At 63.7% G+C, this 24891-nt stretch carries 26 protein-coding genes; 15 read left to right on the forward strand and 11 right to left on the reverse strand.

The window, feature by feature from the left end:
* Positions 1–68 precede the first annotated feature (68 nt).
* Together hydA and ACMUJL_RS09925 are read right to left on the reverse strand one after the other, a co-directional pair.
* Entirely contained in the window at positions 69–1529 is a 1461-nt protein-coding gene (gene hydA, locus ACMUJL_RS09920) for a dihydropyrimidinase (RefSeq protein WP_068294170.1), read from the reverse strand.
* Positions 1530–1632: 103 nt separating this feature from the next.
* Complete coding sequence (locus ACMUJL_RS09925; RefSeq protein ID WP_375568604.1) at positions 1633–2883, reverse strand: Zn-dependent hydrolase; 1251 nt, start codon at positions 2881–2883, stop codon at positions 1633–1635.
* A 232-nt stretch (positions 2884–3115) separates the two neighbouring features.
* On the opposite strand from ACMUJL_RS09925, the gene ACMUJL_RS09930 reads away from it, so the two are divergent.
* Positions 3116–3760 carry a TetR family transcriptional regulator C-terminal domain-containing protein gene (locus ACMUJL_RS09930; RefSeq protein WP_375568602.1) on the forward strand — a complete coding sequence of 215 codons (645 nt, stop codon included), beginning with the start codon at positions 3116–3118 and terminating at the stop codon, positions 3758–3760.
* 204 nt (positions 3761–3964) lie between these two features.
* Positions 3965–4837, forward strand: a complete 873-nt coding sequence (locus ACMUJL_RS09935; protein ID WP_375568600.1) for a DUF3800 domain-containing protein — start codon at positions 3965–3967, stop codon at positions 4835–4837.
* Between the two features lie 454 nt (positions 4838–5291).
* On the opposite strand, the gene preA is transcribed toward ACMUJL_RS09935, so the two are convergent.
* The 3 genes from preA to ACMUJL_RS09950 form a co-directional block, all read right to left on the reverse strand.
* Positions 5292–6596 (reverse strand): NAD-dependent dihydropyrimidine dehydrogenase subunit PreA, encoded by a 1305-nt coding sequence (gene preA, locus ACMUJL_RS09940; protein WP_068294186.1) that lies wholly within the window; start codon positions 6594–6596, stop codon positions 5292–5294.
* Between the two features lie 23 nt (positions 6597–6619).
* Positions 6620–7942 (reverse strand): NAD(P)-dependent oxidoreductase, encoded by a 1323-nt coding sequence (locus ACMUJL_RS09945; protein WP_068294189.1) that lies wholly within the window; start codon positions 7940–7942, stop codon positions 6620–6622.
* Between the two features lie 174 nt (positions 7943–8116).
* Complete coding sequence (locus ACMUJL_RS09950) at positions 8117–9535, reverse strand: FliI/YscN family ATPase (protein WP_375568598.1); 1419 nt, start codon at positions 9533–9535, stop codon at positions 8117–8119.
* Positions 9536–9618: 83 nt separating this feature from the next.
* Here ACMUJL_RS09950 and ACMUJL_RS09955 point away from each other — a divergent pair, with 83 nt between their 5' ends.
* The 8 genes from ACMUJL_RS09955 to flhB are packed head-to-tail and all read left to right on the forward strand — an operon-like array spanning position 9619 to position 16041.
* Positions 9619–10011, forward strand: a complete 393-nt coding sequence (locus tag ACMUJL_RS09955; protein WP_375568596.1) for a flagellar basal body protein — start codon at positions 9619–9621, stop codon at positions 10009–10011.
* Between the two features lie 12 nt (positions 10012–10023).
* Positions 10024–10434, forward strand: a complete 411-nt coding sequence (gene flgC / locus ACMUJL_RS09960) for a flagellar basal body rod protein FlgC (protein ID WP_068294198.1) — start codon at positions 10024–10026, stop codon at positions 10432–10434.
* Positions 10435–10443: 9 nt separating this feature from the next.
* On the forward strand, positions 10444–10770 hold the full coding sequence (locus tag ACMUJL_RS09965) for a flagellar hook-basal body complex protein FliE (RefSeq protein WP_068294201.1): 327 nt from the start codon (positions 10444–10446) through the stop codon (positions 10768–10770).
* Positions 10771–10821: 51 nt separating this feature from the next.
* Positions 10822–11091 carry a flagellar biosynthetic protein FliQ gene (locus ACMUJL_RS09970; RefSeq protein ID WP_068294204.1) on the forward strand — a complete coding sequence of 90 codons (270 nt, stop codon included), beginning with the start codon at positions 10822–10824 and terminating at the stop codon, positions 11089–11091.
* On the forward strand, positions 11091–12041 hold the full coding sequence (locus ACMUJL_RS09975) for a lytic transglycosylase domain-containing protein (protein ID WP_416914240.1): 951 nt from the start codon (positions 11091–11093) through the stop codon (positions 12039–12041). The genes ACMUJL_RS09970 and ACMUJL_RS09975 overlap by 1 nt, the downstream gene beginning before the upstream one ends.
* Before the next feature lie 17 nt (positions 12042–12058).
* Entirely contained in the window at positions 12059–14152 is a 2094-nt protein-coding gene (gene flhA / locus ACMUJL_RS09980) for a flagellar biosynthesis protein FlhA (RefSeq protein WP_068294429.1), read from the forward strand.
* 2 nt (positions 14153–14154) lie between these two features.
* Positions 14155–14910 carry a flagellar biosynthetic protein FliR gene (locus ACMUJL_RS09985; RefSeq protein WP_375568591.1) on the forward strand — a complete coding sequence of 252 codons (756 nt, stop codon included), beginning with the start codon at positions 14155–14157 and terminating at the stop codon, positions 14908–14910.
* A 9-nt stretch (positions 14911–14919) separates the two neighbouring features.
* Positions 14920–16041, forward strand: a complete 1122-nt coding sequence (flhB, locus tag ACMUJL_RS09990; RefSeq protein WP_068294214.1) for a flagellar biosynthesis protein FlhB — start codon at positions 14920–14922, stop codon at positions 16039–16041.
* A 19-nt stretch (positions 16042–16060) separates the two neighbouring features.
* Here flhB and ACMUJL_RS09995 read toward each other — a convergent pair whose 3' ends face one another.
* Genes ACMUJL_RS09995 through ACMUJL_RS10010 form a run of 4 tightly spaced genes read right to left on the reverse strand, consistent with a single transcriptional unit; the run spans position 16061 to position 18696 of the window.
* On the reverse strand, positions 16061–16708 hold the full coding sequence (locus tag ACMUJL_RS09995) for a MotE family protein (RefSeq protein WP_375568589.1): 648 nt from the start codon (positions 16706–16708) through the stop codon (positions 16061–16063).
* Positions 16705–17139, reverse strand: a complete 435-nt coding sequence (locus ACMUJL_RS10000; protein ID WP_068294220.1) for a hypothetical protein — start codon at positions 17137–17139, stop codon at positions 16705–16707. Before ACMUJL_RS10000 ends, ACMUJL_RS09995 begins: the two co-directional genes overlap by 4 nt.
* Positions 17123–18115, reverse strand: coding sequence for a flagellar motor switch protein FliM (locus ACMUJL_RS10005; protein WP_375568587.1), 993 nt, complete (start codon positions 18113–18115; stop codon positions 17123–17125). Before ACMUJL_RS10005 ends, ACMUJL_RS10000 begins: the two co-directional genes overlap by 17 nt.
* Entirely contained in the window at positions 18112–18696 is a 585-nt protein-coding gene (locus ACMUJL_RS10010) for a flagellar basal body-associated FliL family protein (protein WP_375568585.1), read from the reverse strand. The genes ACMUJL_RS10005 and ACMUJL_RS10010 overlap by 4 nt, the downstream gene beginning before the upstream one ends.
* A 155-nt stretch (positions 18697–18851) precedes the next feature.
* Here ACMUJL_RS10010 and fliF point away from each other — a divergent pair, with 155 nt between their 5' ends.
* Genes fliF through ACMUJL_RS10035 form a run of 5 tightly spaced genes read left to right on the forward strand, consistent with a single transcriptional unit; the run spans position 18852 to position 23578 of the window.
* Complete coding sequence (gene fliF, locus ACMUJL_RS10015; protein ID WP_375568583.1) at positions 18852–20537, forward strand: flagellar basal-body MS-ring/collar protein FliF; 1686 nt, start codon at positions 18852–18854, stop codon at positions 20535–20537.
* Positions 20538–20541: 4 nt separating this feature from the next.
* Positions 20542–21198 carry a FliH/SctL family protein gene (locus tag ACMUJL_RS10020; RefSeq protein ID WP_375568581.1) on the forward strand — a complete coding sequence of 219 codons (657 nt, stop codon included), beginning with the start codon at positions 20542–20544 and terminating at the stop codon, positions 21196–21198.
* A gap of 2 nt (positions 21199–21200) precedes the next feature.
* Complete coding sequence (gene fliN, locus ACMUJL_RS10025) at positions 21201–21638, forward strand: flagellar motor switch protein FliN (RefSeq protein ID WP_375568579.1); 438 nt, start codon at positions 21201–21203, stop codon at positions 21636–21638.
* A gap of 30 nt (positions 21639–21668) precedes the next feature.
* Positions 21669–22472, forward strand: a complete 804-nt coding sequence (fliP, locus tag ACMUJL_RS10030; RefSeq protein ID WP_375568577.1) for a flagellar type III secretion system pore protein FliP — start codon at positions 21669–21671, stop codon at positions 22470–22472.
* Between the two features lie 53 nt (positions 22473–22525).
* Positions 22526–23578: a flagellar motor switch protein FliG gene (locus tag ACMUJL_RS10035; protein WP_068294236.1), complete on the forward strand. Its 1053-nt coding sequence runs from the start codon at positions 22526–22528 to the stop codon at positions 23576–23578.
* Between the two features lie 6 nt (positions 23579–23584).
* On the opposite strand, the gene ACMUJL_RS10040 is transcribed toward ACMUJL_RS10035, so the two are convergent.
* Positions 23585–24415 carry a DUF1217 domain-containing protein gene (locus ACMUJL_RS10040; protein WP_068294241.1) on the reverse strand — a complete coding sequence of 277 codons (831 nt, stop codon included), beginning with the start codon at positions 24413–24415 and terminating at the stop codon, positions 23585–23587.
* Positions 24412–24891, reverse strand: a complete 480-nt coding sequence (locus ACMUJL_RS10045) for a flagellar biosynthesis repressor FlbT (RefSeq protein ID WP_375568574.1) — start codon at positions 24889–24891, stop codon at positions 24412–24414. Before ACMUJL_RS10045 ends, ACMUJL_RS10040 begins: the two co-directional genes overlap by 4 nt.

Genomic DNA, 24891 nt, shown 5'->3' on the forward strand with positions numbered 1-24891 from the left:
TATTGGGTGGCGGCAAGGTCCCGGATCAAGTCCGAACCCCCGTTGGTCCGCATGAAATCCGTTATGGATCAGATCCCTGCCGGAATATTCAGCGGATCGCGCCTGATCATCTTGGGCGCTGTCAGCTCCTTCCACTTGCTCAGCGCGACATTGGCCGAAGGGAATGCGGGGCGCGGCACGAAACGGCCGCGTCCGGGTTGCGGCTGGCTGTTCTGCCCCCAGGCCCAGATCACCTCGCCCCGGCTGAGGGTATAGCGGGACTGCGCCTTCACCTCGAAACCCTCGAAGACGTTGTAATCCAGAACCGAATGGTGGTTCGAGGCGCTGATCGTCTTGCTGATCTTGGGGTCCCAGACCACGATATCGGCATCCGCCCCTTCGACGATCGCGCCCTTCTTGGGATAGATGTTCAGGATCTTCGCGACATTGGTGCTGGTGGCCGCGACGAATTCGTTGGGCGTCAGGCGTCCGGTTTCGACCCCTTCTGTCCAGAGCACGGCCAGACGCTCCTCCAGACCGTTCGACCCGTTCGGGATGATGCGGAAATCATGCCTACCCGCGCGCTTCTGTTCGGTGCTGAAGGCGGCGTGATCGGTGGCGACAACCTGCAAGGACCCGGCCTGCAACCCGGCCCAGAGGCTGTCCTGATGCGCCTTGTTGCGGAATGGGGGCGACATCACGCGCCGCGCGGCATGGTCCCAGTCGGTGTTGAAATACTCGCTCTCGTCCAGCGTCAGGAACTGGATCAGCGGCTCGCCGTAAACGCGCATCCCCTTCTGGCGCGCGCGCCGGATCGCCTCATGCGCCTGCTCGCAGGAGACATGCACGATATAAAGCGGCACGCCCGCCGCATCGGCGATGGTGATCGCGCGGTTCGCGGCCTCGCCCTCGAATTCAGGCGGGCGCGAATAGGCGTGACCCTCCGGCCCGGTGATCCCCTGGTCAAAGTATTTCTGCTGCATCTCTGCGACCAGGTCGCCATTCTCGGCATGCACCATCGGCAGCGCGCCCAGTTCCGCGCAGCGCTTGAACGAGGCGAACATCTCGTCGTCCTCGATCATCAGCGCGCCCTTGTAGGCCATGAAATGCTTGAAGCTGTTGACCCCCATGTCGACCGCGTCCTTCATCTCGTTGAAGACGCTCTCGTTCCAGCCGGTGATCGCCATGTGATAGCCCACGTCGGAACAGATCTGCGGCGCGCTCTTGCGGTGCCATTCGTTGATCGCGTTCCTGATGCTGCCATCCGCGCCGGGCAGGCAGAAATCCACCACCATCGTGGTGCCGCCCACGGCTGCGGCCCAAGTGCCGCTCTCGAAGGTTTCGGCCGCCGTGGTGCCCATGAAAGGCATTTCAAGATGCGTATGCGGGTCGATCCCGCCGGGGATGACATAAGCGCCTTCCGCGTCGATATACGTGTCGCCCGTCAGGTTCTCGCCGATCTGCTTGATGGTTTCACCCTCGATCAGCACATCGGCCTTCCAGGTGCGGTCCGCCGTGCAGACCATGCCGCCCTTGATCACCTTGGTCATCTCAACCCTCCTTGTCGCGCGAAACCAGGCTCCGTGGCCCCCGTTTCTTCTTGCTTCAAATATCCCGGGGGTCCGGGGGTTGGCCCCCGGCCCTGTCCTTTCGTCACTCGGCGATGCCCGCCGTCTCGACCACCGCGTGCAGCAGAACGTCGCAACCGGCGCGGGCCCAGTCCTTGGTGATCTCTTCGGCCTCGTTATGGCTCAGGCCATCGACACAGGGCGTCATGATCATCGCCGTCGGCGCGACCCGGTTGATCCAGCAGGCATCGTGCCCCGCGCCCGAAATCACGTCCATATGGCTGTAGCCCAGCGTTTCGCAGGCCTTGCGTATCGCGGTCACGCAGCCCTCGTCAAAGGCGGGCGGATCAAAGGCGCCCACCACCTCGGCCTCGAAGGCGCAACCCAGCGCCTCGCAAATCCCCGGCGCTTTCTCGTGCAGCTCGGCCAACATCGCCTCCAGCGTGTCCAGCACATGACTGCGGAAATCGACCGTGAAGACAACCTTCTCGGGGATCACGTTCCGGCTGTTGGGATAGACGTCGATATGCCCGATCGCGCCCACGGCGGCGGGCTGATGCTTCATCGCGATCTCATGCACCAGTTCGGTGACCTGTGCCAGTCCGCGCCCCGCGTTGCGGCGCATGTGCATGGGCGTCGATCCCGTATGCTGGCCCTTGCCCGTCACCGTGCATTGCACCCAGCGCAGGCCTTGCCCATGGGTGACGACACCGACATCCTTGGCTTCCGCCTCCAGGATGGGACCCTGTTCGATATGCAGCTCGTAATAGGCATGCATCTTGCGCGCGCCCACAGGCTCGTCGCCTTCCCAGCCGATCCGCTTCAACTCGTCGCCAAAGCGCTTGCCCTTTGCATCGACACGGTCCTTGGCCCAATCCTCTTCCAGCACGCCGGCGAAGACGCCGGATGACAGCATGGCGGGGGCAAAGCGCGTGCCTTCCTCGTTGGTCCAGTTCACGGCCACGATGGGATGGCGGGTGCGGATGCCCAGATCGTTCAGCGTGCGGATCACCTCCAGCCCGCCCAGAACACCCAGCACCCCGTCGTATTTGCCGCCCGTCGGCTGCGTATCCAGATGCGATCCGACATAGACCGGCAGCGCGTTGGGGTCCGTGCCTTCGCGCCGGGCGAACATGTTGCCCATCGTGTCCAGACCCATGGTGCAGCCCGCCTCCTCGCACCAGCGCTGGAACAGGGCGCGGCCTTCGGCATCCTCGTCCGTCAGGGTCTGGCGGTTGTTGCCACCCGCGATCCCGGGGCCGATCGTGGCCATCTCCATCAGACTGTCCCACAGCCGGTCCGGGTTGATCTTGAGGTTTTCACCGGGTGCAGCCATCGTATTCTTTCCCTGTCTTGACCGTCATGGACGCCGTGTCAGCACATTCAGGCGTCGCCTTGCAGGCCGCCATCAGCAATGTCGAAGGACTTGCGCCTTGTCGCTTTTTTACCAATTGGTAAATTGACGATTGCAACCTGCGTCACCTGTGTCAAGATTTGTCTTGAACCGCCGGTCTGGACGCAAGGGGGCACATCCGCTAGCGATGAATTTCGCAGCAGAGAGGGGGCTGATGAAAGACGCAGGAAAGAGTGGCGGACCCTTGCGCGCGCAGCCTGCCGTCAAGCGCAGCCGCATCCAGACGCGCAATCGCAAGCGGATTCTGGACGCCGCGCTCGAGGTGTTTTCCGCCCATGGGTTTCGCGGGGCGACGCTGGACCAGATCGCGGCCGAGGCGGGGTTATCAAAGCCGAACATCCTCTATTACTTCGACGGCAAGGAAGCGATCCATGTCACGCTGCTGAACCAGCTGATGGAGACCTGGCTTGACCCGCTGGAGCAGATGAACCCGGAGGGCGAGCCGCTGGAGGAGATCCTGGCCTATGTCCGGCGCAAGCTGGATATGGCGCAGGCCTATCCGCGCGAGAGCCGGCTGTTCGCCAATGAAATCCTGCAGGGTGCGCCAAGGATGGGCCCGCATCTGGAGAAACGGCTGAAACCGCTGGTGGATGAAAAGGCCGCGCTGATCGCGGGCTGGGCGGCGGCGGGGCGGATCGCGCCGGTCGATCCCCGGCACCTGATCTTTTCGATCTGGGCGACCACCCAGCACTATGCGGATTTCGAGGCGCAGGTGAACGTGCTGATGCCTGAAGGCGGGGTGTTCCCCGGCGCGGCGACCTATCTCGAGACGATGTTCCGCCGAATGCTCAAGGTCTGACCCGAGGGGTGTCCCATGATGGGACATTTTCTGAGGCCAGTGATTTCAATGGGTTGACCGTGGGCGTTACGGGAATTTTAAGGAGTTTGTCGAATGATTTAAAAATATTGGACAAAAATATCGGCGTGCATCTGGAGTATGCGTAACTTGCAAATTCGCCTAGATATGTGAACGTTAGTTGAACGAAAGACGGATCGTGATTTGATGAGTTCTTATAAATACGTTTTGTACATAGACGAGGCAGGGGATGATGGCCTCACTAGAGTCAGCCCAATCGATTCAGGTGGTGCAAGCGAATGGCTACTTTTGTCGGGTTATTTGATTAGATCTGAAAACGAGAATTCATGCCGTGATTGGCTGCGCGAAATTTCAACGGATATACAATCGCAATCATCCGTGATTCACTTTCGGGAGCTTAGCCCAAAGAAAGGAATTCGCGCTGCAGAGTTGCTTGCTACACATCCTGCTAGGGCATTCGTTATCGCTTCAAACAAGAAAAATATGCGCGGCTATAAGAACGAGAGAGCAGCGCAAGCAGGAGGTAGGCAATGGTTCTATAACTGGCTAGTTCGCTTACTTCTTGAGCGCGTCACGGATTTTTGCGCTCAAGACTGTAAGCGCCGTCCAAGCAGCGACCATAAAATAAAAATTCTATTTAGCAAACGCGGCGGTCATTCTTACGGACAAACAAAAGCATACCTTGAATGGCTAAGATTACAGAGTAATCCGATTCTAGACAAGCGAAAGATAGATTTTCGATTTTTAAGTTTTCGATTGATAGATTACGTCCCTCACCATTCTGATGCAGGCCTTCAATGCTCAGACATTGTCGCAAGTGCGTTCTTTAGAGCTTTAAACATTGAAAACAAGAAACGCGGCATAGAAGCTGCAGCCAAGCTAGCTCCAATAATGGCGAAGGATGAACTTGGCTTCGTGAAAGACTTTGGCCTAGTGCTTCAACCGACCAATCCAAAGCACCTTAGCTTGACGAAAGAACAAGCAGAAATATTCGTACACTATGGTTTCTCACATAGAGGAACGGCGCAGGATCGGGGCCGGTTTGACCAGAAGCGATAGCTCAATATCCTATGAGTCGAGCGTCCTCTGGCCCGCCTATCATCTACTGTTCAAGGCAGCGGTTACCAAGCGATCCTGCTTGCTGAACATAACATAACTAGTGGACAAGTGAATCCCTTTAATTGATCAAGCAACCCACTTCTGAACCCTCTTCCGGGAGAAGAAACACCTCCCTAGAACATTAAACCGCCTAGACCGCCCCCTTAGTGCTCCTTCCCCCCGACCAGCGGCCGACCGCGGGGGGGCGCTGCAACGCTGATCTATGGCAGTTTATGGTGCAATCACATCCTCGGCCTGTTCAACACGGAACGTTGCAAAAGCGCCCGCCCGGGGGGCGGTCGGTCGCTGCCCGGGGCGGCTTCGCCGCTGTTCCCGGGCGGGGGTCTTGTCCCCCAACAAAAAACGCGGTCACCGGGAGGATGGTGACCGCGCAAGGCGCCTCAGGGAGAGAGCGTTATTCCGCCGCCACAGCGCCGGGGTTGTTCGGATGCGTGGTCCAGTTGGCGTAGTCGCCCTCGACCACCTTGCCGGTGCGGGGGTCTACGGTGCCGGGTGCCATCGCCTCCATCGTGATGCAGTCCTGCACGGGGCAGACGTTCACACAGAGGTTGCAGGCGACGCATTCATCGTCCTTGACGGTGAAGACGCGATCTTCGGACATGGCGATGGCCTGGTGGCTGGTATCCTCGCATGCGGCAAAGCAGCGGCCGCAGCTGATGCAGAGGTCCTGGTTGATTTTCGCCTTGGCGACGTAGTTCAGGTTCAGGTGCTGCCAGTCCGAGCAGTTGGGCACGGCGCGGCGCACGATGTCGGCGGTACGTTCGATCCCCTTCTCGTCCATCCACTGGCTGAGGCCCGAGATCATTTCCTGCACGATCTTGAAACCATAGGTCATGGCCGCCGTGCAGACCTGCACGTTGCCCGCGCCCAGCACCATGAATTCGGCCGCATCGCGCCATGTGGTGACGCCGCCGATGCCGCTGATCGGCAGATGCGCCAGTTCCGGCGTGCGGGCAATCTCGGCCACCATGTTCAGCGCGATGGGCTTGACCGCCGGGCCGCAATAGCCACCATGCGCGCCCTTGCCGTCGATGGTGGGTTCCGGCGCGAAAAGGTCGAGGTTCACGGAGGTGATCGAGTTGATCGTGTTGATCAGGCTGACCGCATCCGCGCCCCCAGCATGGGCGGCGGCGGCGGGTTTGCGGATATCGGTGATATTGGGCGTGAGTTTGACGATCACGGGCATCCGGGTGTTCTGCTTGCACCAGCGGGTGACCATTTCGATGTATTCGGGCACCTGGCCCACGGCGCTGCCCATGCCGCGTTCGGACATGCCATGCGGGCAGCCGAAGTTCAGTTCGATCCCGTCGGCGCCGGTTTCCTCGACCAGGGGCAGGATGGCTTTCCACGCCTCTTCGACGCAGGGCACCATGAGGGAGACGACCATGGCGCGGTCAGGGTAGTCGCGTTTGACCGATTTGATCTCTTGCAGGTTCACCTCGAGCGGGCGGTCGGTGATCAGTTCGATGTTGTTGAGGCCCAGAAGCCGGCGATCCGCGCCCCAGATCGCGCCGTAGCGCGGGCCGTTGACGTTGACCACCGGGGGGCCAGCCTCGCCCAGCGTTTTCCACACGACCCCGCCCCAGCCTGCCTCAAAGGCGCGGCGGACGTTGTATTCCTTGTCGGTGGGCGGCGCGGAGGCCAGCCAGAAGGGGTTGGGGGATTTGATCCCTGCGAATTCGGATGCGAGATTGGCCATTCTGCTGGTCTCCCTTTGGGCGGTTAGCCCATCAATGCGCTGTGGATGTCCATGGCGGCGTCGCGGCCTTCGGCCACGGCTGTCACGGTCAGGTCATCGCCGCCGGTGGCGCAATCGCCGCCCGCCCAGATGCCGGGTGTCGAGGTGCGGCCCGCGCCGGTGACGGCGATCTTGCCGTTTTGCAGGTTGGGCAGGTTTGCGCCTGTCAGGGTCTGGCCGATGGCCTTGAAGACCTGATCGGCGGCCAGGCGGACGCGTTGGCCGGTTGGTTTGAGATCGTTGTCGGTATATTCGAATTCGATCTCGCGCACCGATCCATTGCCGTGGATGGCGACGGGGCTGGCGTTGGTGATGATGCGCACGCCTTTGGAGGCGGCCAGATCCTGCTCATAGGGGCTGGCGTTCATGCGGTCGCGGCCGCGGCGGTAGACCAGGCTGACGTTCAGCGCGCCCAGCAGTTTCGCCTGCACGGCGGCGTCCACGGCGGTCATGCCGCCGCCGATGACCACCACGTCGCGCCCGATGGGCAGTTGTGCAAGATCGGTGGACTGGCGCAGGTCCTCGATGAAATCGACGGCGTCCAGCACGCCCACCTTGTCGGCACCCTCGACCCCCAGCGCGTTGACGCCACCGAGGCCCATGCCCAGAAAGACAGCGTCGTGGTCGGCCTGCAATTCGGCCAGCGTCACGTCGCGGCCAAGGGCGGCGCCGGTCTTGATGGTGATGCCACCGATCTTGAGAAGCCAGTTCACCTCGGCCTCGGCGAAGCCGTCCACGGATTTATAGGCGGCGATACCGTATTCGTTCAGGCCGCCCGCCTTGGACCGGGCGTCGAACACCGTCACGTCATGGCCCAGCATGGCGAGGCGATGCGCGCAGGACAGGCCCGCAGGACCCGCGCCGACGACCGCGACACGCTTGCCGGTGGTGGCGGCGCGGGTGAAAGGGTGCACGCCCTGCGCCATCAGCGTGTCGGTGGCATAGCGCTGCAACTGGCCGATCAGGACGGGCTTGCCTTCGGCCTTTTCGCGCACGCAGGCCTGTTCGCACAGGGTTTCGGTGGGACAGACGCGGGCGCACATGCCGCCCAGGATGTTCTGGTCGAAGATGGTTTTCGCTGCCGCCTCGGGTGTGCCCGTGGCGATCTGGCGGATGAACAGGGGAATGTCGATGTCGGTCGGACAGGCGGTGATGCAGGGCGCGTCATGACAGAAATAGCAGCGATCCGCCGCCACCAGTGCTTCGTGATCGTCCAGCGGCGGGTGCAGGTCCGCGAAATGATCGGCATAGGCTGCGGGGTCAAGCCGCCCTGCCACGATCCCTTCTGCAAGGGGATTTGCAGTCATCAAGGCCTCTCCTGTGTTCAGTCGTCACAGGCAGTATTCCACGATTCCATTTTTTATCAACTGGTAAAATTTAGGCAGTTTGAAAACACATGGGTCAGCCAGCGCGCGCCCTTTCGAAAAAAGGATCGGAGCAGCCCGAACGGGCGACTGGCGCACCGGGGGATTGCACGCGGCCTAGTAGCGAGTGGCGGCTTGCGGCGCCTGTTGCGCGGGCAGGCTTTGTCGCAAAGGCTGGGCCTGGTTCTGCCCCGGCAAGGCGACGTCGATCCCCGCCTCTCCCAGCAGACGATAGACTTCGGCAAAGGATTGATCCGCGGACATTGCCTCGTGCTTGCGCTGGGTCAGGAATGCTTCCAGAGGATCCGCAAAGCGGATGGCAGCATCGATATCCGGGTCGGACCCCGGTTTGTAGGCGCCCATGCGGATCAACTCTTCCATGTCGACATATTTCGCGATCACCCGCCGTGCGGCCGCCAGCACCGCGTATTCCGCAGGCTGATGGCAATCCGGCAGCATCCGCGACACGCTTTTCAGCAGATTGATCGCCGGGAAGCGGCCACGCTCGGCGATCTGGCGATCAAGAACCACATGCCCGTCAAGGATCCCCCGCACGCTATCGGCGATCGGGTCATTCATGTCGTCCCCATCCACGAGGACAGTATAAATGCCCGTGATGTCGCCACCTTTCCCGTTACCGGGTCCTGCACGCTCCATCAGTTGCGGCAGTTCGGCGAAGACCGTGGGCGGATAGCCCTTTGCGGTGGGCGGCTCGCCCGCGGCAAGGCCGATTTCACGCTGCGCCATGGCGAACCGCGTGACGCTGTCGATCAGCAGCAAGACCTGAAGGCCGGCGTCGCGGAAATGCTCGGCCACGGCGGTGGCGGTCCAGGCGGCCTGGCGGCGCATCAGGGGCGGTTCGTTCCCTGTCGAGACAACAAGCACGCAGCGCGTCATGGCCTCTGGCCCCAGATCGCCCTGGATGAAATCCTGCACCTCGCGACCGCGTTCGCCCACCAGTCCCACAACAATCACATCCGCCTGCGCGCCGCGCGCCAGCATCGCCATCAGAGAGGATTTGCCCACGCCGGACCCGGCGAAGACGCCCATGCGCTGGCCCCGGCAAAGGGGCGTGAAGATGTCCATGGTCTTGATCCCGGTATCGATGCGCGCGCCAACGCGGCGGCGATCGAAAGCGGGCGGCGGGGGCGACTTGACCGCGCGCGCCTCGGTCCCGTCGAACAGCGGGCCGCGCCCGTCGATCGGCGCGCCAAGCGCATCCACGACGCGCCCGACCCAGCCCATGGTGGGGCGCACCACGTCGTCGCGCGGGCTGCTGGTGATGGGATCGCCCACGACGACACCATCCCATGTGCCGAACGGCAGAACGGATACGCCGCCTGCATCGACGGCCACGACCTCGCCCAGGACGGGACCGCGCGCGCCATGCACGGTACAGCGCGCGCCGATGCCCAAGGCACGCTCGACCCCCTTGGCGGTCAGGGTCAGGCCCAGAACTCCGCTGACCGTGCCCGCGATCCGCGAGCCTTCGATCTGTCGTGCCGCGCCAGCAAGGCCAGAAAATGCCGTTCTCATGTATAAAACCTGTAGCCAGCAAAAACTATCCATGTTATTTCATGAAAATACTAGTGGGGGAATATAAAATGAAGCTGAATTCCATGTCTTTTTTTCAGCTCGCGTCGCAACGGATGTCATGGCTCAGCGCCAACCAGCGTGTGGTTGCCGAAAACATCGCCAATGCCGATACGCCCGGCTTCAAGGCGCGCGAGGTCAGTCCTTTTGAAACGCTTGTCGACGGGTCCCGTACCGGCGGCGTCAGGACGACCCAAGCCGGCCATATTCAGGGCGGCGGACACGCAGGCGGGCAAGCCAGCGGTCTGCGCACAACGGCAGACAGCGCGGCATGGGAAACCACCATCGACGGCAATACCGTGGTGCTGGAACAGCAGACCCTCAAGGCCGCCGAAATCAGCGAAAGCTATCGGCTGGCCGCGCAGCTTTACGGCAAGGGGCACCAGTTGCTCAGCCTGGCCGTCGTCGGTCAGCGTTAAGGAGGGGCTGTCATGGACCCGTTGAGATCCATCAGCGCCGTCGCCGCAAGCGGCATGCATGCACAGGGAGAGCGACTCAAGGTCGTGGCCGAGAACGTGGCGAATGCCGGCTCCACCGGCACCGTTCCGGGGGCAGATCCCTACCGCCGCAAGACCCTGGCCTTCGAGGAAATGATCGACCGCGACAGCGGTGTGTCGATGGTGCGGGTGGCAGCCCTTGGGCGCGATCTGGCCGCTTTCGGTCGCGATTACGATCCGGCCCATCCCGCCGCCGATGCCGAGGGTTTCGTCAAAACATCCAACGTCAATCCGCTGCTGGAAATGAGCAACATGCGCGAGGCATCGCGCAGCTACGAGGCAAACATGAACATGTTCGAGGCAGGCCGCCAGATGCGCCGCCAGGTTCTCGATCTGCTGCGATAGGGGGTTCAGATGGTTGAAATCAATGCGATGTCGGTCGCGGCAAATGGCGTGCGCGGTGCATATCGCCATGCGCAGGACCTTGGGGGTGCCGCCCTTCCGGCAGCGGATGCGCCTGAAGCCGCCAGCTTCGCCGATCTGGTACGCAATGCGGCCCAGGACGCGGTGGCCACGATCCGCGAGGGCGACATGGCCGCCCAGCGCGGCCTGACCGGCGAGATGGGGACGCAACAGGTCGTCGAGGCGACCCTGGCGCTTGAATCCACCGTCAAGACCGTGGTCGCAATGCGCGACAAGTTCGTTGAAGCTTATCAAGAGGTTCTGCGCATGCCCGTCTGACCGTGCCAGCGGTCATGACGCGCAGGACAGGACCGAAAAGGACCGGACCCATTGGATGCCACCGACACCTACGCGATCCTGTCCGAGATGATCGTTGCGGTCCTTCTGGGATCGGGTCCGGTGTTGGCGCTGGCACTTGTCGTCGGGTTGGTGATCGCGTTTTTCCAGGCGCTGACGCAGGTTCAGGAAATGACGTTGACCTTCGTGCCCAAGATCGTCGCGATCTTTCTGGGCATTCTGGCATCAAGCCCGTTCATCTACGCCACCCTGCGCGGGTTGTCGGACCGCGTGTTCGACCTGATCGCAAGCGGGGCACTCTGATGCGGGGGGGGCTGTCATGCACCCTGGGGCTGGCCCTCGCCCTGGGTGGTGCGGCCCCCGCCGCGCTGGCGGATTGGGGCGCGTTCTACCAAGGCACGACACCTGCCGCGCCGCGCACGCAGGCCGTGACCCTGTCGGACCGGACGGGCATGCATCCGCAGGCCAACCGCCGGACGTTTCCACGGCTGAGCGCACCGCAATTCGCGGGGCCACCGCCGATGATGCCCGCCATGCCCTTTGTGACCAATGGCGATCCGACCAGCATCTGCGTGGCCGAAATCCTGCGGGCGCAGGCGCGCTACGGCATTCCGGACAACATGCTTCTGGGGATCGGCCTGCAGGAGGCGGGCGTCTCCCGTGGCGGGCGTCTGACCGTGTGGCCCTGGGCCGTGAATGCGGCAGGCGAGGGACGCATCTTCGAAAACCGGGACGCCGCGATGGCATGGGTGCGCGAGCGGCAGGCCGCCGGTGTGCAATCCATCGATGTGGGCTGCATGCAGATCAACCTGCGCTGGCATCCGGGCGCTTTCGCGAGCCTCGAGGAAGGGTTCGACCCGGTCATCAACATCGACTACGCCGCGCGCTTTCTTGCGGGGCTTTACGCGGAAACCGGCGACTGGATGCGGGCGGGCGGGGCCTATCATTCGCGCACACCCGAAAAGGCCGGGATATACCTGTCATCCCTCAGGCGGAACGTGGCGGTCGCGAATGACAGGATCGACACGTTTCGCGGCATGGCGGGCGCAGGTCCCGCACCGGACATGCCCCCCGAGGCCATTCCCGCCGCCGCCTACAGTCCTGATGACATCGAACAGCTGCAGGCAGATCCGGTCATGCCCTGGGATCACGGATACTGGTCCACCCAGCAGGCGGATCCGGGCGGGGTCTACGGCATCTACAGCCGCGAGCGGCTGGAGCCGGTGCTGCCACGTTTCCTGCAAGACTTCTGACGGAGAGCGGCATGGCGATGACATCTTCCACGCAACAACGCAACGACCGCATGGTCGCCTTCGGCTTCGCCAACCGCGACGTGGCCTTTGCGATCGGCGTGATCCTTGTGCTGGGCATGTTGTTCGTGCCATTGCCGCCGGTGATCCTGGACTTCGGGCTTGCCGTGTCGCTGTCCTTGTCGGTGCTGATCCTGATGGTCGCCCTCTGGATACCCAGGCCGCTTGAGTTCAACAGCTTTCCGACCCTTCTGCTGGTCGTGACCATGTTGCGGCTGGCCCTGAACGTGGCCTCGACCCGGCTGATCCTGAGCGAGGGACACACCGGGCCAGGCGCCGCCGGCGGGGTGATCGAAGGGTTCTCGCGCTTCATCGTGTCGGGCAATTTCGTGATCGGGATCGTGGTCTTCACGATCCTTGTGGTGATCAACTTCGTCGTCATCACCAAGGGTTCGACCCGCATTGCCGAGGTTTCGGCGCGGTTCTACCTGGATGCGATGCCGGGCAAGCAGATGGCTGTCGATGCTGACCTGGGCGCTGGCCTGATCGACGAGGCCGAAGCCCGTCACCGCCGCAAGGAACTTGAGGACGAAAGCAGCTTTTTCGGTGCGATGGACGGTGCCTCGAAATTCGTGCGCGGCGATGCGATCGCAGGCATCATCATCACGCTGATCAACGTGATCGGCGGCATTCTGATCGGTGTCGTGCAACACGGGCTGGGTGTCGGCGAGGCCGCCAATGTCTATACGATCCTGACGATCGGCGATGGGCTTGTGACGCAGATCCCCGCGTTGATCGTGTCGCTGGCCGCCGGTCTGATCGTGACCAAGGGCGGCACGGTCGGTGCCGCGAACGAGGCCGTCCTGCAGCAGCTGGGCCGCTTTCCCAAGGCGCTTTACATGGCGGCGGGCCTTTTGCTGGGCATCGGCATGCTGCCCGGATTTCCGATCGGGGTTTTCGTGGCGATGGCCGTGACGCTGGCAGGCCTTGGCCTGTTCATGCAGCGGCAGGCCGCAGCCGCCGCGCGCGACGAAACCCGCACCACCGCCGAGGCCGAAACCGCCGCCGCCGCAAGCTCGCGCGATGACATTTCCGAGACGCTGAAGCTGGACGATCTGCGGCTGGAACTGGGCGCGGCGCTGGTGCCGCTGATCAGCAGCCCCGAGGCGGCACTGCCCGGCAAGATCAAGAGCCTGCGCCAGTTGTTTGCCCGCGACTACGGCTTCGTGCTGCCTGCCGTGCGGATCAAGGACGAACCGACCCTGCCCGCCAACGGTTATGCGATCCTGGTGCAGGGCGTGCAGGCCGCGCGGGGCGAGGTGCGGCCGCGCGCGATGATGGTCCTCAACCCCGGCGATGCGCCGCTTGACCTGCCCGGCGAGCGGACCAAGGACCCGACCTTCGGGCTGGATGCCGTCTGGGTGGACGCCGAACGCGCCGCCGAGGCCGAGACGCTGGGCTGCACCGTGGTCGATCCCGAAAGCGTGGTGATCACCCACCTGACCGAGGTCATCAAGCAGCACATGCCCGAGTTGCTGACCTATGGCGCCACGCAGTCCCTGATCGACGGACTGGCGCGCGAGTACCAGAAACTGGTGGGCGACATCACCACCAATGCCCCCGCGATCCTGGTGCAGCATGTCCTGCAAGCGCTGCTGACCGAGCGTGTGTCGATCCGCAACCTGCCCCTGATCGTCGAGGCCATCGCCGAGGCCAGCCGCAACACCGCCAATGTGACCACGATCACCGAACATGTGCGGCGGCGTCTGTCGAACCAGATCTGCCAGGCCCTGGCCGACGAGACCGGCTTCGTGTCGGTCATCACCATGTCGGCGGCATGGGAATCCGAATTCAACGCCGCCGTGCGCGTGACGGGGGACGAGCGCAATTTCCTGATGTCGCCGCAGCGCGTGCAGGAATTCGTCCTCGAGGCGCGCAAGGAGATCCAGAAATTCGCGCAGCGCGATGAATGGCCCGCGCTTCTGGTCAGCCCCGAGGTGCGCAGCTTTGTCCGCTCGATGCTGGAACGGGTCAGCCCGATGACTCAGGTCATCTCGCATAACGAGGTGCATCGCAAGGCATCGCTGCGCACCGTCGCGACGATCGGCGGCTAGACGTGGACCTGGACCTTTTCCTGACCTCGCAATTCCTGTCCGTAGGGCTGGTCTTTGCCCGCATCGGAAGCGCGCTTGCCTTCATGCCGGGTTTCGGGGAACGGTCCGTGCCGCTGCGCTTTCGGCTGCTGCTGGCCATCGTGATGGCAGCGGCACTTGCGCCTGCAACACCTGTCGGGCCAATGCCCATCGACAATCCGCTCATGCTGCTGCCGATACTGGCGATCGAGGTGACGCTGGGCATCTGGATCGGCGTCACCGCGCGGATCATCATGACGGCGCTGCAATTCGCCGGGTACCAGATCGGGCTGGTCTCCGGCCTTGCCAACGCATTTGCCCCGGAAACCGGATCCTTCCAGGGTTCAACCATGATCGCCGACGCGCTGATGATGGCGGGCGTCGCCCTGATCTTCGCAAGCGATCTGCATCACGTGATCATCGGCGCGCTGCTCATGAGCTATGATGTGTTCCCGCCCGGACAGATGATGGCGGGGGACCTCGCCCAGCAGGCGGTCAAGGCGGTCGCGGCAAGCTTTTACATCGGGTTCGCCCTGACGGTGCCGTTTCACGTGATGGGCCTTGTTCTGAACCTCGGCATGGGGCTGGCGAACCGGATGATGCCGGCGCTGCCGGTGTTCTTCGTGGCCACGCCCGTGCTGATCGGTGCGGGGATACTGGTGCTGGTCATGGCGGCACCCGCCGTTCTTGACGGTTTCATCCAGCGCTTTGCCACTTGGCTTGGCACGCTGACGTTCTAGGGCGGTGGCATGAGCGAAGAAGACGACAGCAGCAAAACCGAGGAACCGACCGAGCGCAAACTGCGCAAGGCGCGCGAGAAGGGCGATGTGCCCTCTTCGCGCGAAACCGGCAACCTGATGTGCGTGTTCTCTCTGCTGGCCATCACGCTGTTCCTGCTGCCCCAGGTGATGCCCGATCTTGCCGGCGTGCTGCGGGGCCTGTTCCAGATGGCCGGACAGATCGAGATCGGCGAGGACGCGGCCGGGCTTGCCGATCTCGGGCAGGTGTCCGACCAGTTGACGCGCGGCGTTGCCGCGACCCTGGGGCCGGTGGTTCTGGTGATGGTTCTGGCCGCATTGTTCGGCGTCATGATCCAGGGCGAAACCGCGGTGGCGCTGGAAAGGATCAAACCCGAGATTTCCAAGATCTCGCCGATAGCGGGGTTCAAGCGGCTGTTCTCGCTCGATGCGCTGGTGGAGTTCCTCAAGAACGTAGCCAAGGTTCTTGTGGTGGGCGCGATCACGCTGTTCATCGCAAAGCAAGCCGTGACAGCCATCTGGCAGGTGCCCGACGCCCTGCCCGAGGCGTTCCTGGGCCATGTCCGCCAGATCGTCATACGCCTGATGATCATCACGACCGTATTCCTGGCCGTTCTGGCGGTGGCCGACATCCTGTGGAAACGGGCGCAGTGGCTGAAGAAGCAGCGCATGAGCATCCGCGAACTGCGCGATGAATTCAAGGACAGCGAAGGCGACCCGCATATCAAGGCCAAGCGCGGCGAAATACGGCGCAAGCGCGCCCGCCAGCGCATCGCCGTCGCCGTTCCCACGGCAACCCTGGTGCTGACCAACCCCACCCACTATGCGGTCGCGCTGAAATATGTGCCCGGCGTCGACCGGGCGCCTGTCTGCGTCGCCAAGGGAACGGGGCTGATGGCCGCGCAGATCCGCCGCATCGCCCGCGAGAACGACGTGACCATCGTCGAGAACCGCCCCCTCGCCCGCGCGCTGCACGCCATCGTCGAAGTGGATAGCGCGATCCCGGTCGAACATTGGCAGGCCGTGGCCGAAATCATCGGATATGTCATGGATCTGCGCCGCAACATCCGGCGTAAACCGCCCGCAGGCTCGCAGCTTCGCGATTTCGATTGACGGTCCCGGCGCGCTGAACTCAGTTCAGGCGGATCCGGTCAAGGCGGCGATCACCCGGCAGTTTTGCCCGTTCCAGCAGGATCAGCGACAGCGCGCGTGCCCGGACGGGGTTCAGCGCCGCAAGGATCGGCGCCGCGTTCCGCTCTGCCATGGTGCCCAGGACGGTAACGGTCACCTCGAGATCCAGATCGTCCATGATCGCGGCGGCGTCCTTTGGCTTCATGTTGCTGTAAAGGGCGACAAGCCGGTCGACATCGGCGACATGGGCCATGCTGGCGCGTTCCAGAAGTGCTTCGACCTCCTGCTTGAGCTCTTCCAGCCGGGCGGTCTCGATCGCCAGCATCTCTTTCGCCAGATCGATCTCGGCCGCGCGCTGCGCCAGCACGGAACGCTGGTTTTCCAGCAGTTCACGCTCGGCGGTGATGGCGGCCAGCATCTCGTCCGGGGTGCCCTCTGGCGGGCCTGCAAGCGGCGGGGCTTCGGTGGGCGCCGCGGTGGGCTCCTCGGTCGCGGCGGATGCGGCCGTCACGAAATAGGACGATCCGAAATCGGCCCCCGACAAGGCATGACCCGGCTGCACATAGGACATTGCCGACAGGCCCAGCTTGGCAACGCCCGCCAGAACCAGGGTGCCGAAGACGACAGTGACGGAACGGGGCGGTTTCATGCCTCGCGGCTCCGGATCGTTTCAAAGAAGCTGCGCACCAGATCGGCCTTGTCGGTCACACGGGCCATGCCGGGCGGCAGCTGCACGGGGCGCGTGGCCGCGGGGCGCTGCGACAGGAAGAAGGGCCCAAGATCAAGGCAGGCTTCGCCCGCGACCGAAGGGGCGGGTGCCTTGGGCACGTAGGTGGCGGCAGCCGTGCGCGTCAGGGGCGGTTCCTCGTCGCGCTTGGGCGCAGGCCGTGCTTGCGCTTCGGTGCGCAGGGATTTGACCGAATTCTCGGTCCGGTCCACCGCAACGGAAAACTGATCCACGACAGGCTGCAACTCCCGCATCGCCAGAACCAGGGTACGCACCCTGCGATCCACAAGGAATGCATAGGCCAGCGTTCCGATCAGAAGCAGCATGATGATCAGGTCAATCAAGAGCGCCATTTGCATTCTCCTCTTCTTTCTCTTCGAATGTCGCTGTCACGCGCAACGCGACCGAGCCGTTCTTTCTGCGGCCGATGGCGGCGCGGAACATGTCCTTTCCGCTGCAGGCGACCGTCACCTCATGCGTGCCGTCGATCCCGAGGTTCAGGACCTGCCCCGGTTTCCAGCCCAGCACATCCGCCAGCGGCACGTCCCGTTCATGCAGCACCGCCGTCAGCGTGACCGGCGTATGGTTGAGCGATTGTGACAACAGCGCCCGTGATCCCGGATCGCTGCCCAATTGCGCCACGCTGCGCGATTGCGCCAACTGGGGGCGCACACTGTCCATGGTCCGGTGCGGCACGATCAGGCACATCAGGCCGCCCCGGCCGTTCAGGTCGATGCGCAACGTGACGCGGGCGCAGGCCGCGTCGACCGGCGCCAGCATGACATCGCGCGGCCCGCTTTCCATCGCGCCGGCCGTGAAGGACACTTTTTCAAGCGGCTCGAAGGCCGTCGCGACCTCGTGCAGGGCAAGGCCCACAAGCCGCCCGGCCAGACGCTTTTCGATCGCGGTGAAGGCACGCGGCTGCCATGCGGCAGCGCCGGAGCCTTCCGTCGCATCGGCGCTGGCCGCAGCGGGATCGGGCGCACCCAGCATGATTTCAAGGGCCGAGAACAGCAGATCGGGATCAATCGTGACCGCCAGCGCGCCATCCCAGGGAGAGGCATTCACCAGCGCGATCAACCCCGGATCGGGGGCTGCGGTCAGCGCATCGCCACAGGCCAGGTAGTCAACCGCCTGCAAGGCCACGTCTGCCTGCACATTCAGCGCAGCGCGCAGCGTGGGGCCAAGGGCCTGCACCGCACGATCCATCACGACCTCGAACAGCGGCAGGCGTTCGTAGCTGCGCGTAGCGATGCGAATGATCTCTTCCTGCACCTGGGCGGTCATGCCGCCATGGCCGGGTACGGCAGTTGTCTGTGTCTGCGTCATTGGATCACAAGCCCCATGATCAGCACCTCATGTGGCGCGTCGTTGCCGGCAATCGCCCGCGCGCGGCGCAAAAGCTCGCCCTTCACGGTGACAAGACCAAGCGTTCCGTCAAGATCGCGCTCGGCCAGTTGCCGAAGGTAGTCCTGGAATGCATCGCGCAGAAAGACGTGGCGCATTTCCACCATGCCACCTTCGTCCTGCGTCCTGTCATAGACCAGCGCCAGATCCAGTTTCAGAAAGCGGCTTGTCTGCCGCCCCGAGGCCGCCGTTGCGGTGATGTTCACGATCATTTCCTCGAATGGCATGACGACCATGTCAGCGCCCGGCGGGGCCGGGTTTTCACCCTCCGCCTGCGGGGCCGCCACATCTTCATGCGGCGCGCTGCCGCTCAGCATCGCCAACAGGTTGCCCGGCCCGACCGCCGCGACAAGACCCCCGACCAGTGCCACGACCGACAGCAGAACAAGCCCCAGGATCATGCCGATCTTGCGACGCGATCCGCCTTTCGGGGCGACGTCAGCACCTGCATCGTCGCCTGCGGGCGCCGCGCCCCCCTCGGGCAATGCTTTCTTATTGAACATGAGCCACCCAACTATCCGACCGGAACAGCGTAAAACTGCATGATCAATATGTAAAATTCATCTCTGATAGGCAAGAACTAAAAACAAACTATACTTGCTATTCTTGATTTGTTACGTTTAAGTCTGGTTAATTTCACCTGTTCCGGATTCAGACTTTGCAGCCGATACTCAATAATCTCGTCGCGCTTGGGCGAACCCGACTGATTGCACTCGGCGTCACCGGCGTCGGGCTTGTGCTGGCCCTGTTTTTTGGTCTCAACGCGGTCATGAAGCCGACTTTCGTACCGCTTTACAGCGATCTGTCGCTTGCTGGGGCGGGGCGCGTGGTGGCGGCGCTGGAACAGGAAGGCTTTGCCGTCGAACTGGGCGGCGGCGGGTCGATCGTGTCGGTCGCGCAAGAAGACGTGGCGCGCGCACGGATGGCCCTGGCCGAACAGGGACTACCCGGAGAGGGCGCGCCAGGCTGGGAAATCTTCGACAATGCCAGCGGGCTGGGCATGAACAGTTTCATGCAGCAGGTCAGCCGCATGCGCGCGCTGGAGGGCGAACTGGCGCGTTCGATCCTGACGATCGACGGCATCGACGCGGCCCGCGTGCACCTGGTTCTGCCGGACCGCGAGGCGTTCTCGCGCACGCGCCCCGAGCCCAGCGCATCCGTCATCGTGCGCGGGCGCACGACGCAGACGATCGGCCGCCGCCAGGCCGAGGCGATCCGCGCGCTGGTGGCATCGGCCGTGCCGGACCTTGCGCCGTCGCGCGTGACGGTCCTGACCGCCAGCGGTGAGACGATCCTGTCCGAAGAGCTACCCGGAGAGGCCGCCCTTGGTGCGGCGGGATCGGCCATCGAGGACCGCATGTCCCGCAGCATCACCGAGATCCTGACCGCGCGGGTGGGCGCCGGCAATGCGCGCGTGCAGGTCAATGTCAGCCTGAGCAGCGAACGCCAGGTGATCCGCAGCCAGACCTTCGATCCGCAGCAGCAGGTCGTCCGGTCGACCGAAAGCCGCGAGGAAACCCGCGAGGACCGCAATGCGGCGGGCGGCGACCTTGGCGTGGCGGGCAACCTGCCGGCCGAGCTGGCGGATGCGGGGCCTGGACAGCAATCGGCCAACAACTCGGCGCGCACCGATGAGATCGTGAACTACGAGATCGGGTCGACTCAGAGCGAGACGGTGCGCGAACCGGGTGACGTGACGCGGATCTCGGTCGCGGTGCTGGTCAATGGCATCTACAACGTGGCCGAGGACGGCACCGTCACCTATGAAGAGCGCCCCGCCGAAGAACTGGAGCGGCTTGCAGCGCTGGTGCGCTCTGCCGTGGGTTTCGATGCGGAACGCGGTGACACCGTGTCGGTCGACAGCTTGCGGTTCATCGACTACTCGCTCGAGGTTGGCGCCCCGCCGGGCATGTCGGTCATGGAAGTGCTGACCGCGAACCTCATGTCGATCCTGCGCAGCCTTTTCGCTTTGGCGCTGGTTGCGGTGGTTCTGATTTTCGGCGTCACGCCGCTGCTGCGCAAGCTGTCCGCCGAGGGTGGTCTGGCGCTGGCGGGTCCGGGCATGCAGGGCGCGCCTGCGCTGGCCGGAAACGGCGCCGTGCCGCAGGTGGCGAACCGCGCCCCTGCCGCCGCCCTGTCAGGGCCCGCGCGCACGCAACCCATGGCGGGATCGATCGACGTGATGAGCCCGATGGAGGGCAAGCTTCAGGACGATCTGGTGACGCTTGCCTCGGTCTCGGGCGGGGTGCGGCGCGGGCGGATCAACGTGATCGGCCAGCTTGTCGAGAACGAACCGACCGAGGCGCTGCGCGTCATGCAGAACTGGCTGTCAGAAGAGGCATGATCCCATGAGCCTGGTATTCGACCGAGATTTCGACCTGGAACTGGCGCGCGAGAACCGGCAGGTCCTGCGCGACGGGCAGGCCTATTACAGCCAGGACGCATTGCTTGAGGCGGTAAGCGAGGCACGCGCCGCCGCATTTGCGGAAGGCCGGCACACGGGCCATGCCGAAGGGCTGGCCGAGGCAGCGGGGCTGGACGGTGCAAGACGCGCGGCGGCGCTGGAGGTTCTGGGACCGCAGATGGCGGCGCTGATCCAGGCGGCGGACGAGCACCGCGCGGCGCTTGAGGCGCAGCTGCTGGATTTCTCGCTGTCGGTGTGCGAGCAGGTCTTCCCGGAATTGCTGCAGCACCGCGCGCATGACCGGGCGCTGGCGCAGGTGCGCCGCGCCCTCAGCGTCGGGCTTGGCAGTGCGACGTTGCAGGTGTCGCTATCCCCGGACGGGCTGCGTCTGCTGCGCGAGGAACTGGACAGCACCATCAGCGAATTCGGTCTGATAGGCCGCGTCGCATTGCGTGCCGATCCTGACCTGGCCGACGGCGACACACGGGTCGCCTGGGACAGCGGATTCCTTGAATACAGCTTCTCATCAATCTGCGACCGCATCCTTGGCGCCTTGCGCGATGCGCGGTCCGCTGTCCCCACCCACCTTCTGGAGCGCTGAGCATGGCCGACGAACCCACCAAGCACACGGTTGACCCCACATCCGACGAGGCGACCGTTCCCGCAAGCGGGGCCGCGCAACAGAAAAGCGCATCGCCCCTGTCCGAGGCCTTTCCCGAGCTTGACGCCCCAGCCGCGCCAGCAGGCAGCGTGGTTGCGGGCGGATCCCAGGCCAAGTCGCAGGCCGGGCGCAACATCGAGGCGATGCTGAACGTCGATCTGCGCGTTCAGGTCATCCTGGGCCATGCGCGGATGCCCATCTCGCAGCTGTTGAAGCTGTCGCGCGGATCGGTGATCGAACTGGATCGCCAGATCGGCGAACCGGTCGACGTGGTCATCAATGACAGGCTGGTGGCCAGGGGTGACCTTGTGAAGCTGGATGATGACCGGATCGGCGTCACCCTGACCGAGATCGTCAAAGACTACGTGTCGGACAACTGACCGCGCATGCGCCGCCTGCCGTCCCCCACAATGCGCCTTGCGGCCATCCTTGGCCTGCTGCTTTTGTGCGTGGCGGCAGTACCGGCCTTTGCGCAGGATGCGGGCGGGTTGCTTGAATCGCTGTCGGGCGCGTTCAGCGATGCGCCCATCGGATCGGACGAGCGCGCAACGCTGAGCGGGCGCATCCTGCAACTGATCGCCCTGATGACGGTGCTGAGCATTGCGCCCGGCCTTCTGATCATCATGACCTGTTTCACGGGCTTCGTGATCGTGTTCTCGATCCTGCGCTCGGCGCTTGGCCTCAACCAGACCCCCCCGAACATGGTGCTGACCAGCATGGCGCTGTTCATGACCTTTTTCGTGATGCAACCCGTGTTCGAGGATGCATGGGAGGGCGGCCTGCGGCCGCTGCTGAACAATGCCATCACCGAGGAACAGGCGATCCAGCGGGTGGGCGCCCCCTTCAAGACCTTCATGTTCGCCAATACCCGCCCCAAGGATCTTGCGCTGTTCCGCGACCTGACCCGGCGCGACGATGACACCGACGCCGCCGCCCTGCCCGCGCCGCAGACCGCCGAGGAGGCCGGCTGGCGCGAACTGGTCCCGGCCTTCATGATCTCGGAATTGCGCCGCGCCTTCACCATCGGGTTCCTGGTCTACCTGCCCTTCGTGGCGATCGACCTGATCGTCGCCTCGATCCTGATGAGTGCCGGCATGATGATGCTGCCCCCTGTCCTGATTTCGCTGCCCTTCAAGATCATCTTCTTCGTGCTGATCGACGGCTGGTACATGCTGGCCGGAAGCCTGATGGAAAGTTACCTGCCGCCCGGCTGATGGCCCGGCCGGAGTTATGTCTGACGCCCAGTTAAGCCAAAAGGATCATCCCCATGAGCACCACCACGATCGAACTCAGCGGCAACACACCTTCGGTGCGCGGAGGGCGCAAATTGCGGGGGCCCGAAAAGGCGGCGATCCTGTTTCTGTGCCTGGGCGAAAAGCGCGGGTCCGAGCTGATGAAGAAGCTTGACGATATCGACATCCAGAAGATCACGCGCGCGGTGTCCGGGCTTGGCGTCGTTCCTGCCCCGATGGTCGAGGAAGTGATGAGCGAATTCTCCGAGTCCATCGCAAACGGCGGCAGCGTCATCGGGTCGCTGTCCATCGCAGAGAACATGCTGCGCAGCTTCCTGCCGCCCGAGCAGGTGACATCGATCCTCAAGGAAATCCGCGGCCCGCTGCAGGAACGCGATCTGTGGTCGCGGCTTGGCGCGATGAACGAGACGGTGCTGGCCGACTATCTGGACGGCGAGCATGATCAGACCGCCGCGGTGATCCTGTCCAAGCTTCCGACCGAGATTGCGGCCAAGGCCCTGACCCGGATGACCCCGGCCCGGATGCAGACCATCGTTGAGCGGATGATCACGATGAAGGCGGTGCCCGCCGACACGATGCGCCAGATCGAAGAGACCTTGCAGCAGGATCTGGTGGCCACCGCTGGTCAGCCCGGCGCCGCCGAGATGCAGCAGCGCATGGCGGATCTGTTCAACAAGCTGGATCGAGACACGTTCGAGGCGCTGTCGGCCTCGCTTGAAAAGCGGATCCCGCAGGATTTCGGCACCATCCGGCAGAAGATGTTCACCTTCGACGACCTCATGAAGCTGGACCTGCAAAGCCTTGCGCGGGTGATGCGCGGCCTGCAGGGCAATACCTTGCCATTGGCGCTGCGCGGCGCATCGAAGGAAATCCGGGATCAGTTCCTCGAGGCGCTTCCCGCCCGGTCGCGCGACATGCTGCTGGACGAGATGAACACCATGGGCGCCGTGCGGGGGCGCGATGTGCGCGCGGCGCAGGCCGCGATCGTGGATTGCGCACGCGATCTTGCCGCGCAGGATGTCATCCGCCTGCCCAGCCTCGAGGACGAGGACGAGCTGATCGAATGATGCGCCTTAACGGTAGGGTTGGCGCGGCAGGCTGCTGATGACGCTGATATCAAGGGTGATGGGCACGAATTGCCCGCCGCCCGTGGCTGCGGTGACCACACCGGACATGATCTGCACGGCGGCATTCTGCGACACGCGCGCCGGATCGCGCGCATCAGCCGTGATCGCGTAAAGACGCTCCAGCCGCGCCCGTTCGTCCGGGTCCTGCAGTTTCTCCAGATCGTATTTCTTGGCGAAAAGCGCAGCCTGCTTGTCCACATCGAGGCGCACCAATTCGTCGCTCAGGCCCAGTGCAGTGCGCATGAAGGCCGCCATGCCCCGATCCTTGAGAACATCGAACCATGTCTGGACATCGGGGGCCTTCTGCCGGAACTCCAGCACCTCGGCGACCCGTTCGCTGCGGACAGCCTCGGCGTTGATGAACTGCCTCTCGACATAGCGCGCAATGATGCCCTGCTGCCAGGACTGGTCATTGACCGAGCTGTTGCCCACGCCCTCGGGCCCGAAGCCCAGTTCGCGGTGCAATTCAAGGAAACGCGGATCCGTCAGACGCCTGACCAGCGAGGTGGAATCCCCCGGATCGCTTTCCAGCACCTTGCGGATCATGGCCTTGCCGAAGATCTGATCCTCGAGATCGAAGGCCTTCATCACGAAGACATAAAGCTCGCGGTCCGCGATCAGGTCATCGACCGTGCGGATATCGCCGATCCGCTCGCGGAAGGCGGATATGGCCCGGCTGTGTTCGGCGCTGTCGCGAATGGCGGTGACGCGCGCGTCGCGCGTTGCATCGGCGATCTTGACCCCAAGCAGGGTTGAAACGCCGATGGCCCCTGTCATGGCCGCGCCGCCGTGGACATCAGTTCGGTGGCGGCAGACAGCTTGGGCGCCATCGGCGGCGGAGACTCGCCATCCGCCGCCTTCACGCGCATGCGTTCGAACAGGTCTTCCTCGTGGCGCATCACGGGACGCAGGGCGCGCAGGGCCTTGTAATAGTCGCCGATGCTGACGAAGTTCGCCGCCTCGAAGATCAGGCCCATGTTGGCGCCGCCGAAAACCGTTGCCAGAACTGCAAGTTGCTTCTGGATCGGCGTGACCAGATCATCGCGCAGATCGGCCCGTGTCAGGGCCGTCTGGATCAGGAAATAGACCAGCCGCACGGGTGTCGCGATGCCATCGGGATCAAGCAGGTCCTGCCCACGGATCACGTCGGCCTGGCTTTCGATGGTCAGCACATGGCGACGGCCCGAGTTGCGGATCGCGCAGCCGTTGACGATGATCCGCTCGTCCGGCTTGAGGGTCAGTTTCAGCGCCAT

Origin of the sequence: Seohaeicola sp. (assembly GCF_048006315.1) — a bacterium.
GTDB lineage: Bacteria > Pseudomonadota > Alphaproteobacteria > Rhodobacterales > Rhodobacteraceae > Seohaeicola.

What these genes read in the sequence shown, in the direction of transcription:
- preA (WP_068294186.1), bottom strand. Translation starts at nt 6,596, where the DNA reads ATGGCCAATCTCGCATCCGAATTCGCAGGGATCAAATCCCCCAACCCC.
- ACMUJL_RS10020 (WP_375568581.1), top strand. Translation starts at nt 20,542, where the DNA reads ATGAGCCTGGTATTCGACCGAGATTTCGACCTGGAACTGGCGCGCGAG.
- ACMUJL_RS09950 (WP_375568598.1), bottom strand. Translation starts at nt 9,535, where the DNA reads ATGAGAACGGCATTTTCTGGCCTTGCTGGCGCGGCACGACAGATCGAA.
- flgC (WP_068294198.1), top strand. Translation starts at nt 10,024, where the DNA reads ATGGACCCGTTGAGATCCATCAGCGCCGTCGCCGCAAGCGGCATGCAT.
- ACMUJL_RS10005 (WP_375568587.1), bottom strand. Translation starts at nt 18,115, where the DNA reads ATGACGCAGACACAGACAACTGCCGTACCCGGCCATGGCGGCATGACC.
- ACMUJL_RS09930 (WP_375568602.1), top strand. Translation starts at nt 3,116, where the DNA reads ATGAAAGACGCAGGAAAGAGTGGCGGACCCTTGCGCGCGCAGCCTGCC.
- ACMUJL_RS09975 (WP_416914240.1), top strand. Translation starts at nt 11,091, where the DNA reads ATGCGGGGGGGGCTGTCATGCACCCTGGGGCTGGCCCTCGCCCTGGGT.
- ACMUJL_RS10040 (WP_068294241.1), bottom strand. Translation starts at nt 24,415, where the DNA reads ATGACAGGGGCCATCGGCGTTTCAACCCTGCTTGGGGTCAAGATCGCC.
- ACMUJL_RS10035 (WP_068294236.1), top strand. Translation starts at nt 22,526, where the DNA reads ATGAGCACCACCACGATCGAACTCAGCGGCAACACACCTTCGGTGCGC.
- fliP (WP_375568577.1), top strand. Translation starts at nt 21,669, where the DNA reads ATGCGCCTTGCGGCCATCCTTGGCCTGCTGCTTTTGTGCGTGGCGGCA.
- fliN (WP_375568579.1), top strand. Translation starts at nt 21,201, where the DNA reads ATGGCCGACGAACCCACCAAGCACACGGTTGACCCCACATCCGACGAG.
- ACMUJL_RS09995 (WP_375568589.1), bottom strand. Translation starts at nt 16,708, where the DNA reads ATGAAACCGCCCCGTTCCGTCACTGTCGTCTTCGGCACCCTGGTTCTG.
- flhB (WP_068294214.1), top strand. Translation starts at nt 14,920, where the DNA reads ATGAGCGAAGAAGACGACAGCAGCAAAACCGAGGAACCGACCGAGCGC.
- ACMUJL_RS09925 (WP_375568604.1), bottom strand. Translation starts at nt 2,883, where the DNA reads ATGGCTGCACCCGGTGAAAACCTCAAGATCAACCCGGACCGGCTGTGG.
- ACMUJL_RS10045 (WP_375568574.1), bottom strand. Translation starts at nt 24,891, where the DNA reads ATGGCGCTGAAACTGACCCTCAAGCCGGACGAGCGGATCATCGTCAAC.
- ACMUJL_RS10000 (WP_068294220.1), bottom strand. Translation starts at nt 17,139, where the DNA reads ATGGCGCTCTTGATTGACCTGATCATCATGCTGCTTCTGATCGGAACG.
- hydA (WP_068294170.1), bottom strand. Translation starts at nt 1,529, where the DNA reads ATGACCAAGGTGATCAAGGGCGGCATGGTCTGCACGGCGGACCGCACC.
- ACMUJL_RS09955 (WP_375568596.1), top strand. Translation starts at nt 9,619, where the DNA reads ATGTCTTTTTTTCAGCTCGCGTCGCAACGGATGTCATGGCTCAGCGCC.
- ACMUJL_RS09965 (WP_068294201.1), top strand. Translation starts at nt 10,444, where the DNA reads ATGGTTGAAATCAATGCGATGTCGGTCGCGGCAAATGGCGTGCGCGGT.
- ACMUJL_RS10010 (WP_375568585.1), bottom strand. Translation starts at nt 18,696, where the DNA reads ATGTTCAATAAGAAAGCATTGCCCGAGGGGGGCGCGGCGCCCGCAGGC.
- ACMUJL_RS09935 (WP_375568600.1), top strand. Translation starts at nt 3,965, where the DNA reads ATGAGTTCTTATAAATACGTTTTGTACATAGACGAGGCAGGGGATGAT.
- flhA (WP_068294429.1), top strand. Translation starts at nt 12,059, where the DNA reads ATGACATCTTCCACGCAACAACGCAACGACCGCATGGTCGCCTTCGGC.
- ACMUJL_RS09945 (WP_068294189.1), bottom strand. Translation starts at nt 7,942, where the DNA reads ATGACTGCAAATCCCCTTGCAGAAGGGATCGTGGCAGGGCGGCTTGAC.